The 24638-nt window shown below is 44.9% G+C and carries 25 protein-coding genes and 1 riboswitch; of the genes, 3 read left to right on the top strand and 22 right to left on the bottom strand.

Annotated features, from left to right (window positions below):
• Positions 1 to 65: 65 nt before the first annotated feature.
• Positions 66 to 1133, bottom strand: coding sequence for a pyruvate dehydrogenase (acetyl-transferring) E1 component subunit alpha (gene pdhA / locus ACX9NY_RS06125; protein ID WP_017688072.1), 1068 nt, complete (start codon positions 1131 to 1133; stop codon positions 66 to 68).
• A 256-nt stretch (positions 1134 to 1389) separates the two neighbouring features.
• Between pdhA and ACX9NY_RS06120 the strand changes: the two genes are divergently transcribed.
• Positions 1390 to 2124 (top strand): alpha/beta hydrolase, encoded by a 735-nt coding sequence (locus ACX9NY_RS06120; RefSeq protein WP_253437164.1) that lies wholly within the window; start codon positions 1390 to 1392, stop codon positions 2122 to 2124.
• A gap of 171 nt (positions 2125 to 2295) precedes the next feature.
• On the opposite strand, the gene ACX9NY_RS06115 is transcribed toward ACX9NY_RS06120, so the two are convergent.
• Both ACX9NY_RS06115 and ACX9NY_RS06110 read right to left on the bottom strand, forming a co-directional pair.
• Positions 2296 to 2766: a low molecular weight protein-tyrosine-phosphatase gene (locus tag ACX9NY_RS06115; RefSeq protein WP_472477590.1), complete on the bottom strand. Its 471-nt coding sequence runs from the start codon at positions 2764 to 2766 to the stop codon at positions 2296 to 2298.
• A gap of 1 nt (position 2767) precedes the next feature.
• A complete protein-coding gene (locus ACX9NY_RS06110; protein WP_339255833.1) occupies positions 2768 to 3469 on the bottom strand; it encodes a trimeric intracellular cation channel family protein in 702 nt (233 codons plus the stop codon).
• Between the two features lie 182 nt (positions 3470 to 3651).
• Here ACX9NY_RS06110 and ACX9NY_RS06105 point away from each other — a divergent pair, with 182 nt between their 5' ends.
• Together ACX9NY_RS06105 and ACX9NY_RS06100 are read left to right on the top strand one after the other, a co-directional pair.
• On the top strand, positions 3652 to 4293 hold the full coding sequence (locus ACX9NY_RS06105) for a thiamine diphosphokinase (protein ID WP_339234479.1): 642 nt from the start codon (positions 3652 to 3654) through the stop codon (positions 4291 to 4293).
• 293 nt (positions 4294 to 4586) lie between these two features.
• Positions 4587 to 5087, top strand: coding sequence for a C40 family peptidase (locus tag ACX9NY_RS06100; protein WP_342570284.1), 501 nt, complete (start codon positions 4587 to 4589; stop codon positions 5085 to 5087).
• A gap of 114 nt (positions 5088 to 5201) precedes the next feature.
• On the opposite strand, the gene ACX9NY_RS06095 is transcribed toward ACX9NY_RS06100, so the two are convergent.
• The 19 genes from ACX9NY_RS06095 to ACX9NY_RS06005 form a co-directional block, all read right to left on the bottom strand.
• The gene (locus tag ACX9NY_RS06095) at positions 5202 to 5906 is read right to left on the bottom strand and encodes a winged helix-turn-helix domain-containing protein (RefSeq protein ID WP_472477587.1); all 705 of its coding nucleotides are present in this window, start codon (positions 5904 to 5906) and stop codon (positions 5202 to 5204) included.
• Between the two features lie 119 nt (positions 5907 to 6025).
• A complete protein-coding gene (locus ACX9NY_RS06090; protein WP_472477585.1) occupies positions 6026 to 7081 on the bottom strand; it encodes a ThiF family adenylyltransferase in 1056 nt (351 codons plus the stop codon).
• The gene (locus tag ACX9NY_RS06085; protein WP_472479221.1) at positions 7078 to 7845 is read right to left on the bottom strand and encodes a thiazole synthase; all 768 of its coding nucleotides are present in this window, start codon (positions 7843 to 7845) and stop codon (positions 7078 to 7080) included. Before ACX9NY_RS06085 ends, ACX9NY_RS06090 begins: the two co-directional genes overlap by 4 nt.
• Positions 7846 to 7847: 2 nt before the next feature.
• The gene (gene thiS / locus ACX9NY_RS06080; RefSeq protein WP_472477583.1) at positions 7848 to 8051 is read right to left on the bottom strand and encodes a sulfur carrier protein ThiS; all 204 of its coding nucleotides are present in this window, start codon (positions 8049 to 8051) and stop codon (positions 7848 to 7850) included.
• Positions 8048 to 9283: a glycine oxidase ThiO gene (gene thiO / locus ACX9NY_RS06075; protein ID WP_472477581.1), complete on the bottom strand. Its 1236-nt coding sequence runs from the start codon at positions 9281 to 9283 to the stop codon at positions 8048 to 8050. The genes thiS and thiO overlap by 4 nt, the downstream gene beginning before the upstream one ends.
• A 14-nt stretch (positions 9284 to 9297) precedes the next feature.
• Positions 9298 to 9993, bottom strand: a complete 696-nt coding sequence (locus ACX9NY_RS06070) for a thiamine phosphate synthase (RefSeq protein ID WP_472477579.1) — start codon at positions 9991 to 9993, stop codon at positions 9298 to 9300.
• A gap of 193 nt (positions 9994 to 10186) precedes the next feature.
• A riboswitch (TPP riboswitch) is annotated at positions 10187 to 10296 on the bottom strand.
• 75 nt (positions 10297 to 10371) lie between these two features.
• A complete protein-coding gene (locus tag ACX9NY_RS06065) occupies positions 10372 to 11922 on the bottom strand; it encodes an ABC-F family ATP-binding cassette domain-containing protein (protein WP_062834886.1) in 1551 nt (516 codons plus the stop codon).
• A gap of 137 nt (positions 11923 to 12059) precedes the next feature.
• Positions 12060 to 13043: a hypothetical protein gene (locus ACX9NY_RS06060; RefSeq protein WP_472477577.1), complete on the bottom strand. Its 984-nt coding sequence runs from the start codon at positions 13041 to 13043 to the stop codon at positions 12060 to 12062.
• Positions 13030 to 13581 (bottom strand): hypothetical protein, encoded by a 552-nt coding sequence (locus ACX9NY_RS06055; protein ID WP_472477575.1) that lies wholly within the window; start codon positions 13579 to 13581, stop codon positions 13030 to 13032. Before ACX9NY_RS06055 ends, ACX9NY_RS06060 begins: the two co-directional genes overlap by 14 nt.
• Entirely contained in the window at positions 13578 to 13976 is a 399-nt protein-coding gene (locus tag ACX9NY_RS06050; RefSeq protein ID WP_472477573.1) for a hypothetical protein, read from the bottom strand. The genes ACX9NY_RS06055 and ACX9NY_RS06050 overlap by 4 nt, the downstream gene beginning before the upstream one ends.
• Before the next feature lie 16 nt (positions 13977 to 13992).
• On the bottom strand, positions 13993 to 14478 hold the full coding sequence (locus ACX9NY_RS06045) for a hypothetical protein (protein WP_062834890.1): 486 nt from the start codon (positions 14476 to 14478) through the stop codon (positions 13993 to 13995).
• 62 nt (positions 14479 to 14540) lie between these two features.
• Positions 14541 to 16607 (bottom strand): hypothetical protein, encoded by a 2067-nt coding sequence (locus tag ACX9NY_RS06040; RefSeq protein ID WP_339234502.1) that lies wholly within the window; start codon positions 16605 to 16607, stop codon positions 14541 to 14543.
• Positions 16597 to 18423, bottom strand: a complete 1827-nt coding sequence (locus tag ACX9NY_RS06035) for a pilus assembly protein CpaF (protein ID WP_472477571.1) — start codon at positions 18421 to 18423, stop codon at positions 16597 to 16599. Before ACX9NY_RS06035 ends, ACX9NY_RS06040 begins: the two co-directional genes overlap by 11 nt.
• Before the next feature lie 7 nt (positions 18424 to 18430).
• Positions 18431 to 19261: a hypothetical protein gene (locus ACX9NY_RS06030; RefSeq protein ID WP_472477569.1), complete on the bottom strand. Its 831-nt coding sequence runs from the start codon at positions 19259 to 19261 to the stop codon at positions 18431 to 18433.
• Positions 19258 to 19971: a hypothetical protein gene (locus ACX9NY_RS06025; protein ID WP_472477567.1), complete on the bottom strand. Its 714-nt coding sequence runs from the start codon at positions 19969 to 19971 to the stop codon at positions 19258 to 19260. The genes ACX9NY_RS06030 and ACX9NY_RS06025 overlap by 4 nt, the downstream gene beginning before the upstream one ends.
• 84 nt (positions 19972 to 20055) lie before the next feature.
• The gene (locus ACX9NY_RS06020; RefSeq protein ID WP_472477565.1) at positions 20056 to 21075 is read right to left on the bottom strand and encodes an SAF domain-containing protein; all 1020 of its coding nucleotides are present in this window, start codon (positions 21073 to 21075) and stop codon (positions 20056 to 20058) included.
• A 26-nt stretch (positions 21076 to 21101) separates the two neighbouring features.
• The gene (locus tag ACX9NY_RS06015; protein WP_342570301.1) at positions 21102 to 22580 is read right to left on the bottom strand and encodes a serine/threonine protein kinase; all 1479 of its coding nucleotides are present in this window, start codon (positions 22578 to 22580) and stop codon (positions 21102 to 21104) included.
• 227 nt (positions 22581 to 22807) lie between these two features.
• Positions 22808 to 23857, bottom strand: a complete 1050-nt coding sequence (locus tag ACX9NY_RS06010; RefSeq protein WP_339234513.1) for an SAM-dependent methyltransferase — start codon at positions 23855 to 23857, stop codon at positions 22808 to 22810.
• 6 nt (positions 23858 to 23863) lie between these two features.
• Complete coding sequence (locus tag ACX9NY_RS06005) at positions 23864 to 24637, bottom strand: ABC transporter ATP-binding protein (protein ID WP_472479219.1); 774 nt, start codon at positions 24635 to 24637, stop codon at positions 23864 to 23866.
• Position 24638 lies beyond the last annotated feature (1 nt).

Genomic DNA, 24638 nt, shown 5'->3' with positions numbered 1-24638 from the left:
TTTGAATTCGTACATGTATACCGGGACATTAAAGTCGCGGATGTTTATGCTTTATCGGAAAAAACTTATTGGAAATCAGCTTTTTGCTCTTCCAAGTGCTTAGGCGTTTGTTCGAACATGCTGTCGATCAAGCCCGAAATCGTCATTTTCTCGGTTTTTTCCGCTTTTTTGATTTCTTCATTTACTTTAGCTTTTGCTTCTTCTTTCACACGTGCTGTATCTTCTTCAGTCCAAAGACCTTTTTTCTCCAGATATTTAGCGAAACGTGCGATAGGATCTTTAGCAGACCATTCAGCCTCTTCTTCTTTTGTACGATACTTGGAAGCATCATCCGAAAGGGAGTGAGGACGGAAACGGTATGTTACTGCTTCGATCAATGTTGCGCCTTCTCCGTTACGTCCGCGTTCAGCAGCTTCCTGAACAGCTTTGATAACAGCGAAGATGTCCATACCGTCAACTTTAACACCTTTGATCCCTGCTGCTACCGCTTTGTGAGCGATGGACAGAGCTGCTGTTTGTTTAGCAAAAGGAGTTGTGATGGCATAACCATTGTTTTGTACGAAGAAAATCACAGGCAGTTTGTATACACCAGCGTAGTTCAGACCTTCATAGAAGTCACCTTCAGAAGAACCGCCATCACCTGTGTACGTGATAACAACTTGTTTTTGTTTCTTCAATTTGTAACCCATAGCGATACCCATTGCATGCAGAATTTGTGCACCAATGATAATTTGTGGCATCAATACATTAACGCCATCTGGAATTTGTCCACCATGTTGGTGTCCACGGGAGTACAAGAATGCTTGATAAAGAGGAAGTCCATGCCATACGAGTTGCGGAATGTCACGATAGCCAGGACATACAAAGTCTTCTTTTTCAATTGCAAATTCACTACCAACCATTGTAGCTTCTTGACCAGATACTGGAGCATAGAAACCAAGACGACCTTGACGGCCCAGGTTTACTGCACGGTCATCCCAAGTACGGGTAAATACCATGCGGTACATAATTTCTTTTAATTGATCATCGGAAAGTGTAGGCATCATGTCTTTGTTAACAATTTCGCCGTCAGGAGACAGCACGGACAGAGCTTCTACATCCTCTGTATACACTTCATAAGGAACCTTGCTCATTTTTTTCTTCACCTCAACAAAAAATTTGAATATCAAGTTCCGCTGTTATAATATTATTATACACCTGTTTCACTCCATACGTCAAAGAAATCCGTAATTTTTTTATGTTTCCTGTCGGATTGTATGTATAACAGGGGCTTAATATTGGTATAACAGCATAATACATGATTGCGTGTTTGACCTAACCCCGCACAAGGGTAATCTTACCGTATTGCGCGGTCGAATGCAAAAAATTAACCGAGAAAGGTGACGTTTTATGACGGATTCCCGCTATTTGAAACGCACGATTGTGAAGGAAGAGATTGAAAGTCGCTATCTCGGAGAGAAGCGAACGCTCCGTATTTATCTTCCTCCGGGCTATAACGAATTACTTAGCTACCCTGTCGTATATTGTCAGGATGGTGAAGAGTTTTTCAATTTCGGTCGAATTGCCACAACAGCTAACCGAATTATTTTGGACGAAGGAGCTGAACCTTTCATTATTGTAGGTGTTCAGGTCGATGTGTCTGTGAGAACGCAGGAATATGCTCCATTCGGAGATCGGTTCAAGGCATATACCGCTTGCTTCGCTGAAGAGATTATTCCCTATATAGAAGAGAAATATCCTGTGCGCCGTTCTCCGCAGGAACGTATTCTTGCCGGAGACTCACTAGGTGGCAGTGTTTCGCTTCATCTTGCTCTGTTATATCCGGATCTGTTCACACGTGTAATCAGCATGTCTGGTGCCTTCTATTCTGCTTCTCAAGAAATCTATGCTGCAGCCGAAGATCTGTCCTGGCTCTCGATCTGGATGATCGTTGGTTTGCAGGAAACTGCATTCAAGGCAGACACCGGTACATATAATTTCGTTCAATTAAACCGGGATACGCGTGATTTGCTGGAAAAACGTGGCGCTCTCGTCTCCTATCAGGAGAAAGACGGGAACCACCAATGGGGTTTTTGGCAGAATGAATTGCCAGATGCATTGTTATATTTTCTTCAGGAAAGATAAAAATAAATTGGATCACTTCAACAGGCGGCTGAAATGCCGCTTTTGTTTTGCACCATAATGATACCGCTTACAATTGTAATCTAAAAAAGAAGCAGGATTCCCTGCCTGGTTAAATGCCCACTCCTGCTTCTTTGTCCGATTACAAGTGAAATATCAGTTCACGTTTAGTTACTAGGCTATGGAATGTTCCTTTTTAATATTACTCAACAGAACGTCGCAGCCTGCGTTAACCAACTCGTACACCTCTTCAAAATTGCCAGTGTAGTACGGGTCAGGTACTTCCCTGAGTTTTTCCTCCGAAAGCATGTCCATAAACTTGATGATTTCCGCCTCAGCTCCGCCTGGAACGTTGCGTACATTATCTGCATTCGAATTATCCATACACACAATATAATCAAATTGATCAAAGTCTTCGCTGGCGAATTGTCTCGCTGCCATGTTGGCATAAGAAATCTGGTATGAATCCAGCAATTTTCGAGTCCCTTCATGCGGAGGTTTACCAACGTGCCAGTTCCCCGTACCCGCTGAGTCCACACGAATCTGTTGTTCAAGCCCATTCTCCAGGACTTTGTGGCGAAGAACTGCTTCAGCCATAGGTGATCTACATATATTGCCCAGACATACAAATAAAACGTGAATCATATTAATCCCCCTTGCTTAACGTACCTTGAAGTACCGACGATGTTGGCTGTGTTACAATGCTTTCCGGCTGAGGACCGATGTTTCCCGTCTCGGATGGCACCAGCGAACGGCGTGGCAGTTTCCATTTATAATGTACAGAACACATTCGGAAAAACACAACAGCCGCGAAACATAACAATAATCCGGCATTCGTTGTTAACCAGCCCATACCTATGACAAAACCGGCTGTCATTGCCCATACAGCATAGATTTCATCTCGCAATACAAGCGGCTTGCGCCCTGCAAGCACATCACGAATAACGCCCCCGCCAATCCCTGTCATTACAGCCGCTACAATAACTGCGCTAATAGGATGTCCCATGTTTGCAGCGTACAGTGCACCTTGGATTGCAAATGCTGCAAGTCCGATTGCATCAAACAACGCCTCTGTTCGCTTCCAGTGACTAATCCACTTAAGAGGTAATATAAACGCAATCGCTACAGATACTAAGGCCAACATAATTAGTGATCCCTGGCTCCAGAGTGTAGTTACAGGTATACCTATAAGTACATTCCGAATAATTCCGCCTCCGAATGCCGTGACAAGTCCCAGCACAAGTACACCCAAAATGTCATACTCCTCTTCCATTGCCACGAAAGCACCGGACATTGCAAATGCGATGGTGCCTATAATACTGAATACTTCAAAAATGTGTAAGTCCAACCTGTTCAAACCTCACTTTTCAAGTCATCTCCATGTCGCTCTACCCATTGTATCCGCGAGCACTGAAATTGTGCAACCACATTTTGTGGATTATACTGGTTTGGTGAATATATTTGTACAGTTTCATACAACATATCTGAACAACGAACTATTTTTCTTTGAACTAGGAAGGATGAAATAAAATGACGGTGAAACGGATTGTTATATTTACAGGCGGAAATCTATCTCCGGAATTACTTCAGGAAATACGTGATGATGACATGATCATTGCGGCTGATCGCGGCGCATTATTTTTAATTGAGCACGGCGTTCAGCCTCATATTGCAGTTGGTGATTTCGACTCTATCTCCGAAGAGCAACGTATAATTGTTAGTAACAACAGCACAAAGTTCATTACATGCGACCCTGTTCATAAAGATCTTACCGATACGGAAATGGCTTTTGAAACAGCGTTAGATCACGAACCTTCTCACATTCTGATGTTAGGCGCTACAGGTACTCGGATGGATCATACACTCGCTAATGTACATATTATGGTTCGTGCAATGCAGCATCATATCTCATGTGTAATTCAGGACAAGCATAACTATATGACTCTGACAACTTCCAAAGCTGTAGTTGAACACCGTGACTATAAATATGTTTCTTTACTCCCCTTAACTCATGAAGTTACAGGAATAACACTGGAAGGTTTCATGTATCCGCTGAATCAAGCCACTATTCGCATGGGCCAATCCCTTGGCATAAGCAACCAACTCCTAGGCGCTTCAGGTACCGTCACTATCGATAGCGGCCTACTACTAATCATTCAAAGCAAAGATTAAATGTATCCGCATGGCATTTTAATTATTACGTTTTTGTAACCAGTGATTTCGATCATAAAATAGATTCATACACAACAAAGACCCTTGAGATTCAAGGGTCTTTTCTATTTCATCTTTATTTATTATTCGTCAATGATTAATTTTTTGACATTTTTAATTATATTTTAATAAACATACCCAAACCATTGTGGCGCAAGGGATTACACATGCCCATCCAATTTCTAGGCTGTTACAAAGCTGTTATACTCGCTCTAGCAACTTAACGAAAACGAATTTTGGAGGTACTAACTAATATGAAAACAAACATCTTTGTCCAAAAGGCCGTAACCGTCGGGTTGTGCGCTACACTAGGTTTTGGAGCTGTATTAATGACTAACGCCCCTGTCGCACAGGCAGCAACTGCATCTGTGTCCACAGGTCAACAAATTGTTAACTATGGTAAAAAATTCACTGGAACTCCATATGAATTTGGTGCTTCAACAACAACAACCAGAGTTTTTGATTGCTCTTCCTTTATGAAATATATTTTCAAAAAGTATGGTGTAGACTTGCCACGCACTTCCGTTCAACAATCCAAAGAAGGTAAAGCTGTATCCAAAGCTAATCTTCAAGTCGGGGATCTTGTATTCTTCTCTAGCGGTAGCCGTTCTACTGGTTCTAACATTACCCATGTAGGCGTATATGCAGGGGACGGAAAGATTCTGCATACGTACGGATCTCCAGGTGTAACGATCTCGGATCTGAACTCCGGTACTTGGAAGAGAACGTACATTAAAGCTCGTCGTGTACTTTAGAACCGTTTATAGTTCATATTTAATCAGTAAGGGCCGGATAATATGATCCGGTCTTTTCTTTTACCCTTTTTTCACCACACTTTAAACTGGAGATTCATGGAATGGTTGAAATTTCTAAATTTTATCATGAAGCATATAGCCGATCCCACGCACAGTATGAATCAGCTTCACACTTCTTCCCTTATCTACCTTAACCCTCAGATGTTTGATGTACACGTCCACAACGTTCGTATCCATGGCATACTCATACCCCCACACTTCCCTTAAAATATCACTCCGGGTACATGCTTCATTCACATGCAACGCCAGAAATTCCAGCAATTCGTACTCTTTTGGCGTTAATGTTAGGTACTCACCCGCACGATTTACCCGCCTTGAACGTAAATTCACTTTAAGATCATGAACTACAATCACTTCTTCACTCTCTTGCGTTGCATTCGCAAAAACACGCAATAGATTTCGTATTCTGGCTAGCATCACGGTCAAGTGAATGGGCTCCTCCATCACGTCATTAGCTCCGTAATCCAGCCATTCCACGATGACCTGAGGAGATGCATTTGAAGTAATAACCAGCAGAGGGATCACCTGTCCGCTCTCTATCCAACGTTTCAACTCTGATTTCTGATCCTGGTTAAGGTGTGCATGCTCCTCTTCCCGGTCTACCAGGATGATCAGGTTAATATGCTGCAACGAAGGCTTGACGGATTGGTTTAGTTCAGAACACTCCATTCGTTGCACCTCATACCCTTCAGCACATAAAACGTCGTAAATAAGGCTAGCCTGCTCTCCTGCTCCAATCAGCAAAATGGCTGTTTTCATTGTTTTTCACCCGGCCTGTCTCTATCCCCGCTGCTCGTAGCAGTGGTTGGTACAGTTAGCATGCCGTAAAATGAAAAAGTCCATTCCCTCAAGGGAACAGACTTTGTTTCTTTCTTGCTTTAACCAAAGTAACGATGAACGAGAGTACGCGCTTCAGCTGTATCTTTTGTTCCGTGTACGAGAACACGCCCATCCTGGAATACGACCATTCTATGAGCTCCTGTTGTAAAAGAAACCAGAAACGGATTGGATTCCACTTTTCCTTCTTCAAGTCTGTTCAAGCGATCCGCCGTTTGTTGAAGATTCAAATTCATGCGCCGTGCAGGGCGGATCTGAACGGTATCCCTTCCACACAACACATCGGTTTTTTCCAGATTGGACGCAGAAAGATATGGATACGTTGCCGAAGCACCGCATGAAGGACAGTCTTGCTTTTTCGCACCATCCACATTGATGGATATGTATTCGTTCCTCCACACGTCAAATGACAACAACTTGCGTCTCAATGCATTCTCATTGCCACTAAGCAGCTTCATCGCTTCTGCTGTCTGATTCGCCGTTACCATTTGTACCGCTTGTGGAATGATGCCAGACGTATCACAGGTATCTCCACCCAGGGGGACTTCACCCAGCAAACAATTTAAACATGGCGTCTCTCCAGGCATAAACGTATAGGTGATGCCGTAACTCCCCACGCATCCACCATAAATCCAGGGAATACGATGCTTTTGTGCCATATCATTCATGAGTAGTCGGGTATCAAAATTATCCGTTGCATCCATGATCAAGTCTGCATGCTGAATGAGTTCTTCCAGTTCATCTACTCTGACATCCAATACCTTTCCTTCCACATGAACCGTGGAATTAATGGCAGATAAACGTTTTTCCGCAGCCATCGCTTTCGGCATCCGTTCAATTGCGTCCTGCTCTACATATAATTGTTGCCGCTGCAAATTACTCCACTCCACATAATCACGATCCACGATCGTTATGTGCCCGACGCCTGAACGTACTAATGTTTCGGCAATTCCTGTTCCGAGTGCGCCAGCGCCTACAATTAAGACTCTGCTGCCCTTTAATTTGTCCTGACCTTCCTTGCCAAGTGGCGCATACCTTTCCTGTCTGGAATACCGGTCGGCCTGCTCGGAGGAAATTGATTGTTGTTGATCTATCATGTATGAACCATTCCTTCCACCGGACTACTGGCCGCTGCATAACGCTTCACAGGAATCATGCCTGCCTCATATGCCAGTCTACCTGCCTCTACACCCATTCGCATCGCTTTAGCCATATTCACCGGATTTCCTGATCCGGATACCGCTGTATTCAACAATACACCATCTGCACCAAGTTCCATCGCATAAGCAGCATCTTTTGGAGAGCGCAACCCTGCATCCACAATCACAGGCACAACGGCCTGCTCAATGATGATCTCAAGATTATAGGGATTAATGATGCCTCTACCTGCTCCGATGGGAGAAGCTCCAGGCATTACGGCATGTACGCCAAGCAATTGCAGCCTTTTGGCCAAAATGACATCATCTGAAATATAAGGCAATACGGTGAAGCCCTTTTCAAGCAAAATTTCGCAAGCCTTGTACGTTTCAATCGGATCTGGGAGCAATGTCTTTCCATCTCCGATGACTTCGACTTTTATCATATCACAAAGTCCCGAAGCCCGCGCAAGCTCGGCGATCCGCACTGCCTCTTCCGCAGTGGAAGCCCCGGCCGTATTCGGAAGAAGCGTGTATTGATCCAGATCCAATGTATCCAGGAAATGCTTCTGGTTACGTTGCTCCAGATTCAGACGACGAACAGCAAAGGTTAAAACTTCCGTTCCAGAAGCATCCACAGCCTGACTCTGCACTTCAAAATCCGAAAACCTGCCTGTTCCGAGCAATAATCTGGACTCAAACGTATATTTACCAATGTTCAACATCATCAACCGCCTCCTACAAAATGTACAATCTCGATTCGATCGCCTTCTCTTAATGCCGTTGACTTGTGATACTCACGCGTTAAGATATGCCTGTTCAGCTCAACAACTACAGTCTTGACTTGCAGGTCAAACGATTGGAGCAGTTTATCCACACGATTTAATCTGTTTTCAATCTCCATCCGTTGTCCATTAACAATGATATTCACTGCACCACTCCCTTTCTGTTCAAACGCTCTGGATTCAGCGCTTCAATTCCGAGTTCTTCTGAGCTTTTGCCAGTGATTAACTCCGCGATAAGCCTGCCTGTTATCGCACTTAGCAAAATACCATTACGGTAATGCCCAAAGGCAGCGAACAGTCCAGGTATACTCTTGCATGCACCTATATAAGGCAGCCCATCTGGCGTTGCCGGTCTTACACCTGCCCACGCTCGCTTAAATTGCGCTTCTTTCATCCCGGGTACCCAGTGGGTAGCCGCTGTTAGCAGCTTCTGAACACCCTGTACAGAAACATTCAAATCCGTTCTGCCCGGCAGACTGGTTGCCCCGAGCCAAACTTCGCCATTGGCTTTGGGAACAATATAGACATCCTCTGCATAAACCGTTCTGTCAGGTCTGTACCCTGCATGTTCATCTGAGAACTGAACGGCAGCTATTTCTCCTTTTACCGACCACACAGGTAAGCTCAGATTCACATGTCTCATCAATGCTTCACTCTGTAATCCAGCCGCTATAACGACATGTTTGCACGTTATCTCACCGATCGATGTGGTGATCCCCTGCACGCCGTGTTCGTTTACTTGTACACGTATACCCTGTATGTCCTCTATAAACCGAGCTCCCATGGCTTGAGCAGATTCCGCATATGCCCTAGTTAGATGGACAGGAAGGATTTCACTCTCGTATGGTCTGTAGTAGGCTCCGTATGTATCTCTGTTAAGCCACGATGCCTCCTGTTGCACAACCGAACGATCCCACCACACCTCATCAGCAGACAAACCGGAATTTCGATTGTTCTTATAGCGGTTTAATTCACTGTATGATCGAAAAGGGGTCAAGAATCCATGGCGTTGCAGCCCAACCTCTACCCCACTAAGGGTATCCATTAGCACTTGTTGCTCAATAAGTAACTGTCTACTCTGCCTGCCAAGCTTAGCCATCAAAGGATGAGCAAAATCCTCACTATCTGGCGCCAGCATTCCAGCCGCTGCGCAAGAAGTGCCTCCCGCAATTGCGGAACGCTCCAGCAACAAAACATCCTGTCCCCGGGAAGCAAGCTCATACGCAATGGCACAACCAACAACACCTCCGCCTACAATAATGATTTCTGCATGAATCTTATCCGGATTATCAGTTACACTTTTGCTTCTTGATTCCGTTTCAGAGTTCAGTTGATGACTGAAATGATTCCTGTTCTGACCCGTTACGATCTCATTCATCCTCTCATCTCCTTTCACCGGCTTAGACTTCCTGTAGCAACGATAGCCTGCCTTAGTGATGCAGCTGCCCGATCCGGGGAATCGCTCGACCATACATTTGAGATCACGGCAACTCCCTGTGCCCCTGTAGCGCGAATCGCTTGAATATTTCCCGGCTCTATGCCTCCGATCGCGATGACAGGAATGGAGACACCTCTGCATACTTCATCAAGAGCATATAATCCTCTTGGTTCTAGATCTGGCTTGCTGTTGGTCGCGAAGACATGCCCAAAGAAAAGGTAATCAGCTCCCTGTTCTTCAGCGATTTTTGCCTCATCGATGGAATGAACAGATACACCCAGACGAAGTCGCTGCATTTTGCTTATGACAGCAGGGTTGTATTTACGTATCGCATCTTGCCCCCAATGAACACCGCCATAAAGATCATTCTGTGAAGGCAGTTCTGAACCATTGATAACGATGCGACAAGATGGAATATTAACATTACGCAGACTTTCAGTCCAGCCGATCTTGTCTTGCCATGTAAGTTGTTTCTCTCGTATGTGAATATAGTCCACCCATGGCCAAACGTCCTTGGCTGCTTTTACAAAAGATGCTCGATCTCCTGCACCCGCAGATACAACATGCAATTCAAATGATTCGTGAACATGCTCATGAAAAATTGCGGTACCCTCCCTCTCCTTCCAGGCGTGAATGCTATGAAAACACAAAAAAAGCCACTCCCGTAGGGGAGTGGCTGCGTATGAATTATAGGATCAGATCACTGACTGATGCATACAGTTCATTTCGTGCAGTACAGCTATAGATCTATAGCCATAACGTTATACACGCAACTGCATGTTTCAATTCGCTAAGCAGACGGTTGAAATCTTTTCGAGTTGCCGTTTGCTCACGTCGTTCACTGAAACGCGCTCGCCACTTCCCTACGCTGGTATGATCCAGATCAGGTGCAAAGGGTCCGGAATCGCATTCTTCCATCTCAGCCGCATCGTGCGGCCCCCCTAGTGTTCATATGAAGTTGTAGCCTATGTTACCATAGACAGATTTTTTTGTCACCGTCATATCTGTTAAACATGGTCTCAAATCATCTAGTTTTTCTCAGACCATTCTTCGACATTCCATGTTTTGGTGACCCAACCCTCGTAAAAATCAGGTTCATGAGATACCAGTAGCACCGTTCCCTTAAATTCTTGCAAGGCACGCTGCAACTCCGCTTTGGCTGTGACATCCAGATGGTTTGTCGGCTCATCAAATAAAATCCAGTTGCTTTCGCGCATCAAGAGTTTGCATAAACGAACCTTGGCTTGTTCTCCACCACTCAGCATGTTGAGCGGACGAGTAATGTGCTCATTCTTTAATCCGCAGCGAGCGAGATGACCCCGGACCTCATTCTGAGTCAAATGTGAAAACTCATTCCAGACATCCTCGATCGGCGTGATATTTCCAGCACGAACCTCCTGCTCAAAATAGGCCGTTTCGAGATAATCTCCCAAAAAGGTCTTTCCACTCAGTGGAGATATTTTCCCGAGGATGGTTTTCAGCAGTGTCGATTTACCCACACCATTACAGCCTACAATGGCAATTTTCTCACCACGTTCAATCGTCATCGTCATTTTGGGCAGCAAAGGATAGGTATATCCAATTTCAAAATCAATGCCCTCAAAGACCGTTTTGCTACTCGCGCGGGCATCCTTGAATTTAAACGTTGGTTTAGCCGCTTCATCTGGGCGATCAATACGTTCAATCTTATCCAGCTGTTTCTCCCGGCTCTTCGCTCGACCTGAAGTTGAAGCCCGCGCCTTGTTACGCTGAATGAAATCTTCCTGTTTCTTGATGTACTCTTGCTGCTTCTCGTACGCATCAATATGCTGGGCTTTATTCATATCAGCCATCTCCAGGAACTTGTTATAGTTCGCTGCATATCTCGTTAATTTGGCAAATTCCAAATGATAAATGACATTCACGACTTCATTCATGAATTCCGTGTCATGGGAAATTAAGAGGAACGCATGCGGGTAGTCCTTTAGGTAACGTGACAGCCATTCAATGTGCTCTACATCCAGATAGTTGGTTGGCTCATCCAGTAACAGAGCTGTAGGTTTTTCGAGTAGAAGCTTGGCAAGAAGCACCTTGGTGCGCTGTCCACCACTTAGAGCTGCAACATCTCGATCAAGACCAATTGCAGACAAACCAAGACCATTGGCCATCTCTTCGACTTTGACGTCAATCAGATAAAAGTCGCCCTGCTCCAGTTGTTCCTGAATATCGCCCATCTCTTCCAGCAACTGCTCCAGCTTATCTGGATCTGCATCTGCCATCTGGTCCGTAATATTCATCATTTCTTTTTCCAATTCAAGCAACGGAAGGAAAGCATCCTTAAGCACATCACGAATCGTTTTGCCTGGCGTAAGCTTTGTGTGCTGATCCAGATATCCATAACGGACCTTAGGTGTCCATTCCACTTTTCCACTGTCTTTAAGCAATTTACCGGTAAGGATGTTCATTAATGTAGATTTACCTACACCATTGGCACCAACAAGTCCTACGCGCTCTCCGGCGAGTAAACGAAACGATACATTTTTAAATAACGTGCGATCTCCAAAATTGTGACTCACGTTCTCTACTGACAATAAACTCATAAGATGAGGTTGCTCCTATCTATTAGACATTACTTTTATTATGGTTCCGAACCCCTATTCTAGCACAGGTCTCGTCTTTTCTGAAAGTAATGTAAACAGTTCAGGAACTCCTTCCATGATTTTGTCATGTACGCAAGCTAACGATTAGAGCAGTTATATTCAAAATAGCCTTGTGCAGCTGCTTGTCTTGCGTCTGTGAACACCTCTTCGGCACGGTAACCATTACCACATGTGGAGGGATAATAGTACTTGATACCCGTTAAAGGATCTATCCCACCTACGATGGCCGTTTTCTTCACAAGTCTGCCTCCACCAATCGCATAATTGTTGATCTTCTGGTCACCCACACCTATACCTTGGATAAAGGCCATAATCCCTGTATCGTTAATGGAGTTGTACCAATCTTCCTGTGCAATAAGGGGCATCGTAAATGTATAAGAAATACCGTTCTTTCTGGCAAACTCATTATGACGGTTAATCACACCAGCCAGATCATCCTGCACAGAAGTCACAACCCGGCTTCGTCGAACTTGTTCATATACGCTGCTATCCTGAAGTAAAGGAATCTGTGTGGTTGAAGCCAGTTCTTTTTGAAAGCCCTCCACCCATCTCCCTGCGCTTGCGTCGTAGGCATAGACGTAATCGTCCAGTGTAAAGTTAATACTGTTACCGTATGAATCTGAATATGTATAAGGTTTCTTAGGGCTCCATACTTGTCTGAAAGAATCTTCACGAATACCTGTCAACTCTGTTTCTGTAGACAACATATAATAGCCATCGTAATCCAAAATAACCACGGCAGGAATGTAATTAAACATGTTTCGAATAGCTGCAGGATCATCCTGAATCCCCATATTCAGAGCCATTGTCTGGGTAAATGTTAACAGGGCAAGCTCCTTGTCCGCTTTTACAAACTTGGTTGAATCATAACCTGCTTCATCATTTTGTTTCTCGTTCTGATGCATGACTGCACCTGCATCCATGACTGCGGTTTGAAGTGCAGATCTGTATCGTTGTCCAAGATAATTAGCCTCTTCGGCATCTTGGGTATGAAGTGAGATGATCCAGAAGAGCGGGAAGAAGATCAGCACGAATACAATAGATAGCTCAGTAATCTTCATTGAGGACCATACCTCCGTATGTTACAAATACCGCTGAAGCCTGAGCCGTACCACTGAGCCATTCACGAATGAGCATCGAAGGCGTACGATTTGTATTTTGGAGCGTCACGGTGAAAAAATCCCCTGTTGTCAACGTATATCTTCGGCCAGGATCATCCGCAGGCAGCACTCCTTCGGACGGAAATAATCTTTCTCGAATCTGAGCTGAGTAATATCCATCCTGTACTACCTCATAAGTCCCGGTAAAACTTTGATTGTTCGTCGGGTCTGTATAGTGAGGTACATATTTCTTATGTAAATGTTCCACTGACAACTCATACACATTGCCCGTCTGTGCCAGTTGCTCCTCGAACTCAGCCAACATACGAGGGGAAATATACCCTTTCGTGCGAACAGCATCGACAAAACGTGTTACATTCTGTATAGCCGTCATACGTGCTATATCATCCTGCCGATCGGCTGTTTCAGCAGCTGGATACACATAGAGCAGAAGAACTGCGAGCAATACGGCAAGCAACTTGGATGCGGCATTAATCAATTCACACTGGCCTCCTTCCAAAAAACAATCTTGAGCAGTTCTCCAGTTTCATTTCGTATCAACTCTGGTCTGTAGGTAGCATCGAGCTGGACAGGAATAGTCGCTGTTTTGCTGACTAGTGTATCAATCACATATGAAGTCCCGTCTACCTCTACAGGTATGCCTGTGCCTGTCATCTGTCTCACGGTATGTAACACTTCCGCACCACTATACTGAGATGGTTTGGTGGTATGCAATGTTGTTGTCAGACGACCTTCCATGCCTGCTGTTGTTCGTACTCTGTCGTTCAATGAAGCTGATAAAATCTTAACATTCTGTTGCCCGTACAGGCAGGCTGTCACAAACAGGACAACCGCCGTACAAAACAACATAAGATGCTGGGTATTCTGGGACATGTTAAACCAACTCCTGTCAGGATTGCTGGAAGATTAGCCCTCTTACCACGTTGGAGCGGTCTTTTACAATAATGGCTTTGAATTTACCACTTGGATTGACATATTGATTGTCCTTTTCACTCATCGTCTGGTTAATAATCCCTACTTTATCGTCAGGAGCAATAACCGAGCCGTAGTCCGCGTTATTAAGATCCTGTGAAATGTTCAATTGGTTGCCATACCATTGACCCGCTTTATTTTTACCTGTAATGACTTGAATACCGAACTGATCCTTGTCCGCGTATTTACGCAGCGCATTAGTTACCTGTGAGCCACTGATCGTTGTTCCGTCATACACCGTGAATGCAGCCTGAGACAGCTCGGTTTGAATATCAGCAAAATTGTTCTGCGCTGTCTTGGTTGCTTCCTGAGCCGAAATAAATAACAGAACTACAATTGTGATCAGAGCGATTGTCAAAAATATCCCTGCTGCTACCTTTAAAGCGCTTGATGCATTGTTCATGATAAATCCTCCCAAGTTATAAATTATTAATATATTTCAGACTGTCACACAGAAGAATTGTGCTACAGTTTCTGAATTTGTTCATAATAGATGTTCATCTGCAGGAAGCTCATACCGACCAATGGTATGACCAGGTACAAAAAGATTAGGGCATACATGGGAGCAAATCCGATGGTTCTCCCCCAGGATGCTTTAACATCAATCATTTTGCTGTACTCCTGCTTGCGTTGTTCAAAATAAAATGCCATCATGCTCTCAAGATCATCAAAGGCTTCACGTATTGAGATTTTGCCAAGGGCAAGCTGCAATTTATCAATCAGTCGCTGGAATTCGGGCAAGCCCGCCTCTTCCTTTAATTGATCAAGTGCAAGCTCTGGCCCATGTTCAAAATGCAACAAACACTTTTGCAGCGGACGCTTGAAAATGACGGCAAATCGATTAAGCCATTCCAATATCTCCTCGACTGACATCCGATCCATCTCACGCAGAATGGATATCACTGTCTGAAATTGATAGATTTCATGCCGCATATCCAACTTTCGCATTTTCCGCTGAAATAACATGAGCCATATGGGCATGTAATACCCTGCTACACCGATGAGAATTGCTATAATCATTTCCCACCAGCGTACATATTGCTTGTTATACACCTCAAGTTTCTGCATGATGCGCATGATGGTCTCACTCTGGGTATCATGGTCCAACTGAACGGGAGATAACTGCTGTAACGCGTTGGAGACTTCTTCGTATGTAGCTCCTCGGTTCATCTCTACACTTTCCAGCACGGATTGATCCAATGCTGTTTTTTCCTCGGCTTTCCTGAGATCCGCTTCAGCCATTGCACCAAACATTCGATCATCCCGGATTGGATCATGCAAGATGTGGTTACGTTCAACCTGGTGCAACAGCAAGATGCAACCCAGTGTAAGGACCAAACAACCTGCGAATAACATCACTCGGCGAATGGCGAGCCATTCGTATTTCAACTCCGAGCTACTCTCCCTCATAAGCCGTATCGTTTGGCTGTACTGTACACTGCCAGGTTTCGCCGCAAACAACATCGCCAATTTCCGGATGAAGGTCTGCCTGTATAGAAACTGATCCAACCATGAATGCTTATGTCCTGAGCGGTAACGAGTTTCATCGTATTGCTGGAGCCTCTGCAGAAGCAAATAAGCAAGAATGATGATGACATAAATTGATATTTTGGTAACAAAACCAATCTTGCTGCGATAAAACTCATCCATCGTTGGAAAACTGACTCTGGCCCAGCGTTCAATTGGAGCGGTGAATAATACCGGGGCAAGCGCGATGATATTAAGTCCTTTAAGCAGGTAATCCAATTTGTCACGCCGCAAAATCTCCAGATGAATCTCCTGTGTCAGGTTCCCCAGTCCCTTAAGATAGATAGACCCTTGTTCTCGGTCCTTATCCCCGAACTCCATGACCATATAGGAAACGCCGGCGAAGCCTTTGAGAAAACGGTTGGGTGCCACTTCATAGTAACGCTCAAGTGCTTCATTCGGATCTGGAGAAGTTAGAGCTTCATAGATCAGTCTTACCTGTTCTGCTGCTTCTCCTGTACCGGCTTCAGCCGCTTCATAAAGTGCTTCCTCAACCATGCCATGCTGGTGATACCGATGTCTTACATCTGCAAAGAGATCCAGCATCTGAACCAGCAACCGTTTCTCCATACGACTGAGGCACATATCCAGCACCAAGCTGTTTAGCACCACAGCACAGAGCACGGACAATATTACAAAAGCGATACCCGGCTGCAGAAGGAACAGAATGACACTTATGCAGCCATAACCTCCGAAAATAATGAGAACCACTGTCATTGTCAGTCTCCGAAGTGAAGGCTCATCTCCCACATGCCGAAATGAAATACGCTTCTGCACTTGTAGAATATAGGCGGATAACAGTGGGACTTTCATTCCCAGGCGGTAGAACTGCAACAAGAGTGACCCCAGTCCCTTGAAACCCTTCGTTCCGGGAGTTAGAATAACCCCGGATGGACTTGTTGGACCACCTCCTCTGCGACGTAATACATTTAAAACCAGAAGTGTGATCAGCAACCCGCCCGCACAAATACCTAATACGAGGAGCAGAATCCATTTAATTGTCATGCGGATCACCCCAGTGTTGCTTCATAAAATGTCCAAATTTCTCGGCATCCTGCAATGTCATCTGTTCTCGCATATCCAACATGCATTCCGAGGAGATTGGAGCTGTTGCTACATACTCTCCATCTCTGTACTCCACTACATTACGAAATGTAAAACCTGCCCTCTCTTCCACGCTGTCACCTTGATTCGCGCGAGGAAGACATTCCGTAATACGTTCGATATATCTTCGTCCCTCAGCATCTTTCTTCATATGAACATCGAAATTGATGACACTCACAACCTGCTCCTCAGCAATATGCTCATGTTGAAACATGCCAGTCTTGAGTAAGGAATTACGAAGAGAGAAGACCAGATCACGAAACGTTTTGGCATGGTGGGTAAACAGGGTGAACAGACTGGCAACCTGAGACATTTGAATCATCCATGCGGCCACTTCATCACTCGCAACCTCACCAAGAATATTGACGGTACCATCCGTTTTTTTCTGCAAATCTAGCCCTTGTTGACCTGAAATGTGCTCAGTTTCTCGGAAACTCAAAATATTACGTCGGCTATAGATCCGTCTTAATTGAAGTTCGAACGCCATCTCCTGCACCCGAAGGGTGTACGATGCATAGATGTGCTTGACCATAGCCATAAGTAATGTCGTTTTACCAGAACCCTGTGCTCCGGTTACCGCTGTGATCCGGCTTCCTTTCATCAAATATTGAAGCAATGTAATTGGCAGATCTGCGTTGTTACCCGTAATCAATTGCTCAAGTGAAGCATTTGGGATATCGAACTTCCGGACGAAGAACGCCCACGATTCTGCAAAAGGAGGTCTGACAACAACCACACGGGAACCGTCTTTCATCTCGTTCACTTTGTATCCACTTGCTTCTGACAACTGTCCCGGATAATTGTATTTATATATATTCTGGCATACCCTTTTCAGTTCACGGATGCTGCCGAAGGACAAAAAAGGTAGATGAATGGATTTCCCTTTATAGAAAATCCAGACACTCTCCATGCCGCTAAGCGGTTCTTCATGAGTATCATCCTCCAGTCCTTGCTCCAACAGATCATTCCATGATGCCGGTTTCTGAAATCCAATATTATGAGCAGTATCCAACATACCGCTGACACCACCACTAACGCCGTCAATACGTTGGTCCCTTATCTCATCAACAACGGAGAACCCTTTGTAGTGTTGGTAGATACGCTGCACGATGATATCTGTCTTTTCTCTGAACCCAAGCTCTCGATATTCGCACTCAAAAACATAGTGAATGTCTTCCTCGGAAATATAATAACTCCCTCCGTCCTCCGTTCCTTCCTCCGTTCTCAGCCTTCCCAGATCGTAGGTATCAATCATTCGGGAGAGGGCATCCACACCGAATTGCTGTCGGTACAGATAAAACACAATTTCGAATCGGTCCTGGATCGTCAATAAATCCGGTTCTGCAAACAAAATGACTTCATCTACATTTGATTTGTTCAGTCCTATGCTTCGGATCAGAAGATCCCCTATCAGATTTTTGACATACGTTTTGTCACTGATACTGCCTGAGACACAGCCCTTCAGCGCTTTTCTCATCTCTGCACGTTGATTGATTTTTCGACGATATTCTTCTTCATGCAGACCTGCATCCGCGAGCTGACTATGACTAAGCTCATGAAGCGAGTTCTTCACCTTCTCAATCAACATGTCAATCGTGAAGGATTGCTGTTCAGGAACACGAGCATTCTTTTCACGAAGAAACGCACTATACTTGAACCAGACATAAGTCAGGCACAGAATCAAAATTAAACTTATCCATATGGTATTCCAGAGCATTGGAGGTTCAGGCTCCCCTTTCCAGCCTCTTCAGAACTGTGCGCATACCTGCACCGTCCATAATCAGGCGAGCGAGTTCGCTCATGCTTGCAGCAAAGCTCCCTTTACGAATATCCTTATCCTCAGACAAACTTTCCAACTGCAAGTACCTGGCGACATCTCGCCGATTCATTGCATCCAGGTAACCAGTTGTGTACGGTATCGCAGATATCGTACCTTTGTATCTAAACTGGCGCCGAATATTGGAAAGCGTTGCACGGGAGTGAGAATCGTATTTGTTAATGACAACATGCATATTCTTATTGTTCATTCGTGTTGGCAGAATCTCTTCAAAGAACAACTCCAGATTTCGCATATTTTGATCGAGATTAATGACAACATAGTCCGCTTGTTGCAGCTTGAGCTGCAAATCGACACCAGCATGATCCGCATCCAGAAGAACCAGATCATAATACTCGTTAGCTACTTTCAGCAGCTTTTTCACAGTCTCACCATGTTCCTGCGGGGAACGTTCCATCTCATCAATTCTCCCGGTCAGGAAATCAAGTCTTTCTTTCAAAAGTGGCTTAGTATAATCCCTGAGATTGTGCTTATTCAGACTTCCGCTCGAATGCAGCCGTTCAATCGCATCCCAGCCCCCCTCTTCGAAGGAGAACATAAAATCCGCTGAATCCGAATCTTTGGATGGTAGAGCAGCTTCTGTGCCAGTTCCAGCAATGCCTGCGTTAACAAGTAACACTCTTGTCCTGTAGTGAAGTGCCATCGCATAGGCACTAATTAATGTGCTTGAAGTGCAGCCTGTTCCTGCAAAAGGGCTCCAAAAGGTAATCGTGCTCATGCTCTCATCCTCTCTGCTTCTTTCATCGCACGGCGACTACGAACACTTTCCCAACCTGTTAGCTGCTCGACCACACGGCACAACGATTTTTTGTAATTTCGTGATAAAGGTCCAAGATGAACTCGGCGATGATGCTCATTCTCAAGCTTAACCGCCGCTGTTATCTCATCCCACGGAAGCACTAAGGATTCTCCTGTCCACACAAATGGACTGCCCTCCAGATATGCCCACAGATAACGAGCTTCAAGTTTGCAATCAACCCCGTTAATTAAGAGCCGTTGAAATAACAGCTCACCAGGCAATGACTGTTCTTCAAGCAACCGCTTCAACCAACCCTTGCCACGTTCCAGATTATAACGCTCATAATCACTCACCCAGACTCTTACATCAGCGCTTAGCCAGAGATTACGTGAAGCAAAATGTGAGGTCTCCATGTCATATAACACATAGTCATAACTGTCCAATCGTTCTCCGTTTACTTCTAGATGATTCTCTACAGCTGCTGATGTAACAAAATGACAAGCGATATCAAATCCTTCAAATTCCGTAATTCGCAAAGACTGCTGACTGTCACCTACACCGTACCCATACTTTTGTAGTAAGGTTCCATCTACGAGTAAGACCTTGTTACCTGTCGAAGCCAATATCTTGCAAAGATATAACATCAAATCATTCTTCTCACACAAACCCGCAAAGATCCATGATCGCATAGATGTTATCACTCCCTCCCATTTCTCAAAAACCTTGTTATCTGAATTTTATTCAACTGAACACGTGAACATTGCTATCGGTCTCTACTCTCCGCCTGTTAACAAACTCTGCTGTTCTGTCTGTAAAACTTCAACGGGATCATTGACACTTCCAGTATTAGTTTCTGCTCCGTTACCTGAACCATCATTCCACATCACTGCATCCGATGTTGCCGAATTATTTGCTGATGGACGACTGTTATAGGTAACTGAGGATTGTGCCACATCCTGTTCAACGCCTTTTGATGGGGCTGTCACGGAGGCGGCCAGTGAACTTTCAAGCGAACTTCGTACCTGTCTGGATAACTCCTGTTCCGCTCGTCGAACAATATTCGGATCACTCTCCAGCAGTTTTAATACTTCTGAATTGGCAGGATACGTCGCGATTGCAGGTGTCTGAAACTGTGGTTCTACATAGGTTAAGGCATAGATTGAAGCTTTATGTAAATAAGCATCTACAATTGCACTGGAGAGTGACAGAATCTCTTCCTCCGTCATCGTAATCCATAAGGTAGCTGAATTGAGTCGTTCCACTTTTTTCTTCGATAAGAGAACATAATCCTGCCCTGTCGGGAACTGAATACGAACATCAATAATATCTCCCTTAACGAGTGAGGATGGCAATAATACAACTTGCAGCTCTCGATTTCTTAAATCAGGCGGAGCCGGTGTATCCTCATACACCATCTCGGTAGTAATGGCTGTTCCTTTTTTCAACTCTATTTTGGCCACTTGGCCTTCCATTTGCTTGGTACTGGACCAGAGATTTCGTGGAGCTTGTGCATCTGGAACAGCAATGAGCTTCAGATCCTCCGGTAATATCGGTTCACCTGCTTCAATATCCCGAACCGTGACCCATCCTTGTGCTCCCGAATCCCATTGTTGCTTTAATTCAGCTTCCTTTTCCTCATATGCCGATAAATAACGGGCTTCTACAGCTGACCTGACATCCCCCATCGTTTTGACATTATAAATAACATATCCTCCGAACACCAACCCTACAGCGCCTGCTCCGATAAGCCCGGCATAGATCAGTTTACGGCTTTGTTTTCTTAATTTAGACAAAAGAGGCTCTCCTTTCGTAATCTCGTCTAATCATGAACTTTCCTTCTTGAAAAGAACGAACGTTTCTTGGGTTGCTGTCCCATCATATGCGTTAAAATATGAGAAAACACTTTATCCATCTGTGCGTCCTTGTCAAAAGGGTCAATATGTAACGGCAGACCATATACACTCGATGTATCCAGCGTTTTACGAATGCGCTGAACAGCTTCAGTTGCTGCGAGGGGCAGACAATATATCCATTTCTCTCGTGGATACCGATGATGTGATCGAACAAAGGCACCAATTTCCGCCTGTCTCCATTCCGCACCTGAGCCTATAACAATCGGCAGATCTGCACGCAGAAATTCTTCCAGCCGGTTCTGGTCCTGACCACTACCGAGGTCCATCACGATGAATTGATAACTCCCCCCAAGCAAAGACAAAATATCTGCTCGCCCGGATTGTTTCCAATAATGCACACCATCCACTGCAAATTGTCTACCTGCCGGCACCGGTTTACCTGCTTGAGCGATTTGTTGGATTCTTGCAAAGGATTGAGAGCGAGGTGACATTTCAATCACAGCCACTTTAAAGTTTTGCCTTTCGAGATAATGACTGATAGCTATAGCGGTGTGGGTAACCCCTACACCAGATGAAGCACCAGTTAAGGCAATAACTCTTGTTCCACCATTCAGGGTCATGGTCGCATCTCCACCAGGCGTTATTCCACCAGGTATGCGGAGCAGTTCCTTCCTCACCTCATCCGCAGATTGGAATCGCTCCTCGGCATTATACCTTAACAGTCTTCTCGCCACAGGGATGTACGTCCGTGGAACATCACTCCGAATAGAGCTTTCTACACCTTGAATCCATTCCGTATACGCCCCACCAGTCATAAGATATAGCAGCAAAGCTCCGAGTCCATATAGATCCGAACGGGCATCGGTCTGACCCGAGCCATATTGTTCTGGAGCGGCGAAACCAGCTGTTCCCAACTTGACGGTATCTTCTGCACTTTGCGGCTTGTAACTTCTGGCGATGCCAAAATCGATTAATCTTACTTCATGTTCCGGGGTGATCATGATATTGGATGGTTTCAGATCCCTATAGATGACAGGTGGATTCAGACTATGCAGATAACTCAACACATCCAGCAATTGAAGCACTAGCTCCGTTAACTGCTCCATCGGAATTTTCCCGCGGCACTGCTTGAAATACTCACTGAGCGTTAACCCTTCGATGTATTCCATCACCAAGTACGTGTACCCATCTTCATCCGGGACAAAAAAATCAACAATTTGCGGTAATCTTGGATGGCGGAGTGATGTCAGGAGAGCGGCCTCTGTCTCCATGCTGCCTTCATACGGCATAGCCGTTACGCTTTCTTTAATTGCCCATATCTTGCCCGGCAGCTTCAGATCCTCCGCCTCGTATACATGGCTCATTCCGCCTGTTCCCAGAATGGATACGATACGATATCTACCTCCCAGCAGGCTTCCGCGTTCCAGCCTGGCCGGATGTCTCATACCAATTCCTCCTTCAATACACAACAAAAAAGGGAAAACTTCACCGAAGAAGAACAGACCGGATATCCGGTTTCGTTCGCTTCGGGATGCTTTCCCTTAGGTTTGTTATGGTTAATATTGGTATCATTATAGTACAGGCCGGAATAGATTGTAAAGCACAAAATTTAATGTGCTTAATCGAATCAATTTCATAATACATTTAGCTGCTTTAATCAAGGCTAGATCTCTTAATATTTGACCATATAGAGTGTAATCTCTTCCCGGTTATGGAACAACTGCTTGGAACGTTGAATCTGCATTCGCGAACGCTCAAACGTATCAATAACATCCTTAATGAGTGCGAGCGGTTTTTTATGCAATAACTTCACGGTAACAATCGCTGTTCCCCCAGGTTGAAGACTATATAGAAGGTCTGATACAAGTCGGCTCATCAGCTTGGGACTCCAACTCATATCACATACGAGCAGATCAAATTCTCCTTCGCGAAAGCGTACATCGCCTGCATTTTTCTTTAAGAAAGTCAGTTTTGGTGATGCCAACAGCGTCGCATCCATCTTCGCGGGATCTACCGCAGTAACTTCAAGCCCGCGTTCAAGCAGGAACGAGGTCCATCCACCTGGCGCTGCACCGATATCAAGTGCTTTACGAAATGAAGTAAAGTCAATGCCAAACGTTTGCTCGGCTTCAAGCAATTTGAACTTGGCACGCGAGATCTGTCCATCTTCTTTTTGAAAACGTACGGCGCCCCCGTTCCAGTCTGACAGGTTCTGTTCAGGTCTGGATACGCCTGCATACAACATGTCATTCGCAGCAAATACGGAAATGACATATTCAGCATCACGTACAACCCATTCACAGCCTAGCTCATCCAGTTTTTCTGTTAGCAATTGTTTCAATGAAGCTGCATTTTCTTGCCAAAAGGCCCCGTCTGTCTTCCGTACCTGTAGTACGACAGGGGTACCCGTCAGTTCCTTATGATTCATTACAAATGCAATCAATTTCTCAATAGACTGCTCCGAATCTTCTGTATTCTCCTGAAACTGAACAGGCTGGATATGACGTAGGAACGTTGGATAATCTTCCAGCAGTTTACCTGCAACTTCTTCCTCCGCTACAGGCAGACCCGCAAGCAAAATTTCTCCCGGTACGAGTACTGTGCTCTTCACCGCACCAAACGTACGGCGTAATTCTTCCTGTGCATAAGGGGCAAAGCCATGATTGGCTGTGCAGATAAAACGGGAGAAGTTGCCTTCTTCCCAAGACGATTGTGTACTCAAATTGTGTTACCCTCCAGAACGTACGCGTATCCACGGACGACCGTCATCCCACTGGATATCGACCGGAACATCGTACGTATGCTTAATTGTATCTTGTGTCAAAACTTCATGCTTGGGGCCAGCCGCCGCAATGCGTCCATCGCCGATCAAGGCCACGTGCGTAAATAAAGGTACGATCTCTTCAACATGGTGTGTTACATACACCACTGTAATGTTACGCTGGCGCAAACGATCAATCTCAGCCAGCATTTTCTCACGTTCATATAAGTCCAGCCCGGCACAAGGCTCGTCCATAATCAGTATTTTTGGCTCAGCCATTAATGACCGTGCAAGCATGACTTTTTTGCGCTCCCCTTGAGACAACGTTCCAAGCGAATTATTGGCGAGGTTGGCAAAGCCCATGTCATCTAGCAAACTCAGTGCCTTGGCTTTGACTTCATCAGGAATGGTCTGATAAAAACGCAAAAAAGCATAAGCTCCTGTAGCGACAACCTCCCATACCGGATCTCTCGGTGTGAGTTTCTCAATTAACGTTTGGCTGATATAACCGATTTCCTTACGCACTTCCCTGACGTCACATTGCCCATACAGGTTACCGAGTACTTCAATGCGTCCCTGGCTTGGAAACATATATCCGTTCATCATTTCCAGCAACGTTGTTTTGCCAGAACCATTCCGACCCAGAATAACCCAATGTTCGTTTTGTTCAATGCGTAGATGCACGTTATCCAGAATCTGATTCTCTTCTCGTTTGAGTGAGACATGTTCCATTGAGATTATA

The organism is Paenibacillus sp. CB74 (assembly GCF_055687625.1).
The sequence above is the reverse complement of the archived record's forward strand: the minus strand, read 5'-3'. Positions and strand labels throughout refer to the sequence as shown.

Coding starts and splice junctions, on each gene's coding strand:
- pdhA (WP_017688072.1), bottom strand. CDS start 1,133: ATGAGCAAGGTTCCTTATGAAGTGTATACAGAGGATGTAGAAGCTCTG.
- ACX9NY_RS06120 (WP_253437164.1), top strand. CDS start 1,390: ATGACGGATTCCCGCTATTTGAAACGCACGATTGTGAAGGAAGAGATT.
- ACX9NY_RS06115 (WP_472477590.1), bottom strand. CDS start 2,766: ATGATTCACGTTTTATTTGTATGTCTGGGCAATATATGTAGATCACCT.
- ACX9NY_RS06105 (WP_339234479.1), top strand. CDS start 3,652: ATGACGGTGAAACGGATTGTTATATTTACAGGCGGAAATCTATCTCCG.
- ACX9NY_RS06100 (WP_342570284.1), top strand. CDS start 4,587: ATGAAAACAAACATCTTTGTCCAAAAGGCCGTAACCGTCGGGTTGTGC.
- ACX9NY_RS06095 (WP_472477587.1), bottom strand. CDS start 5,906: ATGAAAACAGCCATTTTGCTGATTGGAGCAGGAGAGCAGGCTAGCCTT.
- ACX9NY_RS06090 (WP_472477585.1), bottom strand. CDS start 7,081: ATGATAGATCAACAACAATCAATTTCCTCCGAGCAGGCCGACCGGTAT.
- ACX9NY_RS06085 (WP_472479221.1), bottom strand. CDS start 7,845: ATGTTGAACATTGGTAAATATACGTTTGAGTCCAGATTATTGCTCGGA.
- thiO (WP_472477581.1), bottom strand. CDS start 9,283: ATGAATGAGATCGTAACGGGTCAGAACAGGAATCATTTCAGTCATCAA.
- ACX9NY_RS06065 (WP_062834886.1), bottom strand. CDS start 11,922: ATGAGTTTATTGTCAGTAGAGAACGTGAGTCACAATTTTGGAGATCGC.
- ACX9NY_RS06060 (WP_472477577.1), bottom strand. CDS start 13,043: ATGAAGATTACTGAGCTATCTATTGTATTCGTGCTGATCTTCTTCCCG.
- ACX9NY_RS06050 (WP_472477573.1), bottom strand. CDS start 13,976: ATGTCCCAGAATACCCAGCATCTTATGTTGTTTTGTACGGCGGTTGTC.
- ACX9NY_RS06045 (WP_062834890.1), bottom strand. CDS start 14,478: ATGAACAATGCATCAAGCGCTTTAAAGGTAGCAGCAGGGATATTTTTG.
- ACX9NY_RS06040 (WP_339234502.1), bottom strand. CDS start 16,607: ATGACAATTAAATGGATTCTGCTCCTCGTATTAGGTATTTGTGCGGGC.
- ACX9NY_RS06035 (WP_472477571.1), bottom strand. CDS start 18,423: ATGCTCTGGAATACCATATGGATAAGTTTAATTTTGATTCTGTGCCTG.
- ACX9NY_RS06030 (WP_472477569.1), bottom strand. CDS start 19,261: ATGAGCACGATTACCTTTTGGAGCCCTTTTGCAGGAACAGGCTGCACT.
- ACX9NY_RS06025 (WP_472477567.1), bottom strand. CDS start 19,971: ATGCGATCATGGATCTTTGCGGGTTTGTGTGAGAAGAATGATTTGATG.
- ACX9NY_RS06015 (WP_342570301.1), bottom strand. CDS start 22,580: ATGAGACATCCGGCCAGGCTGGAACGCGGAAGCCTGCTGGGAGGTAGA.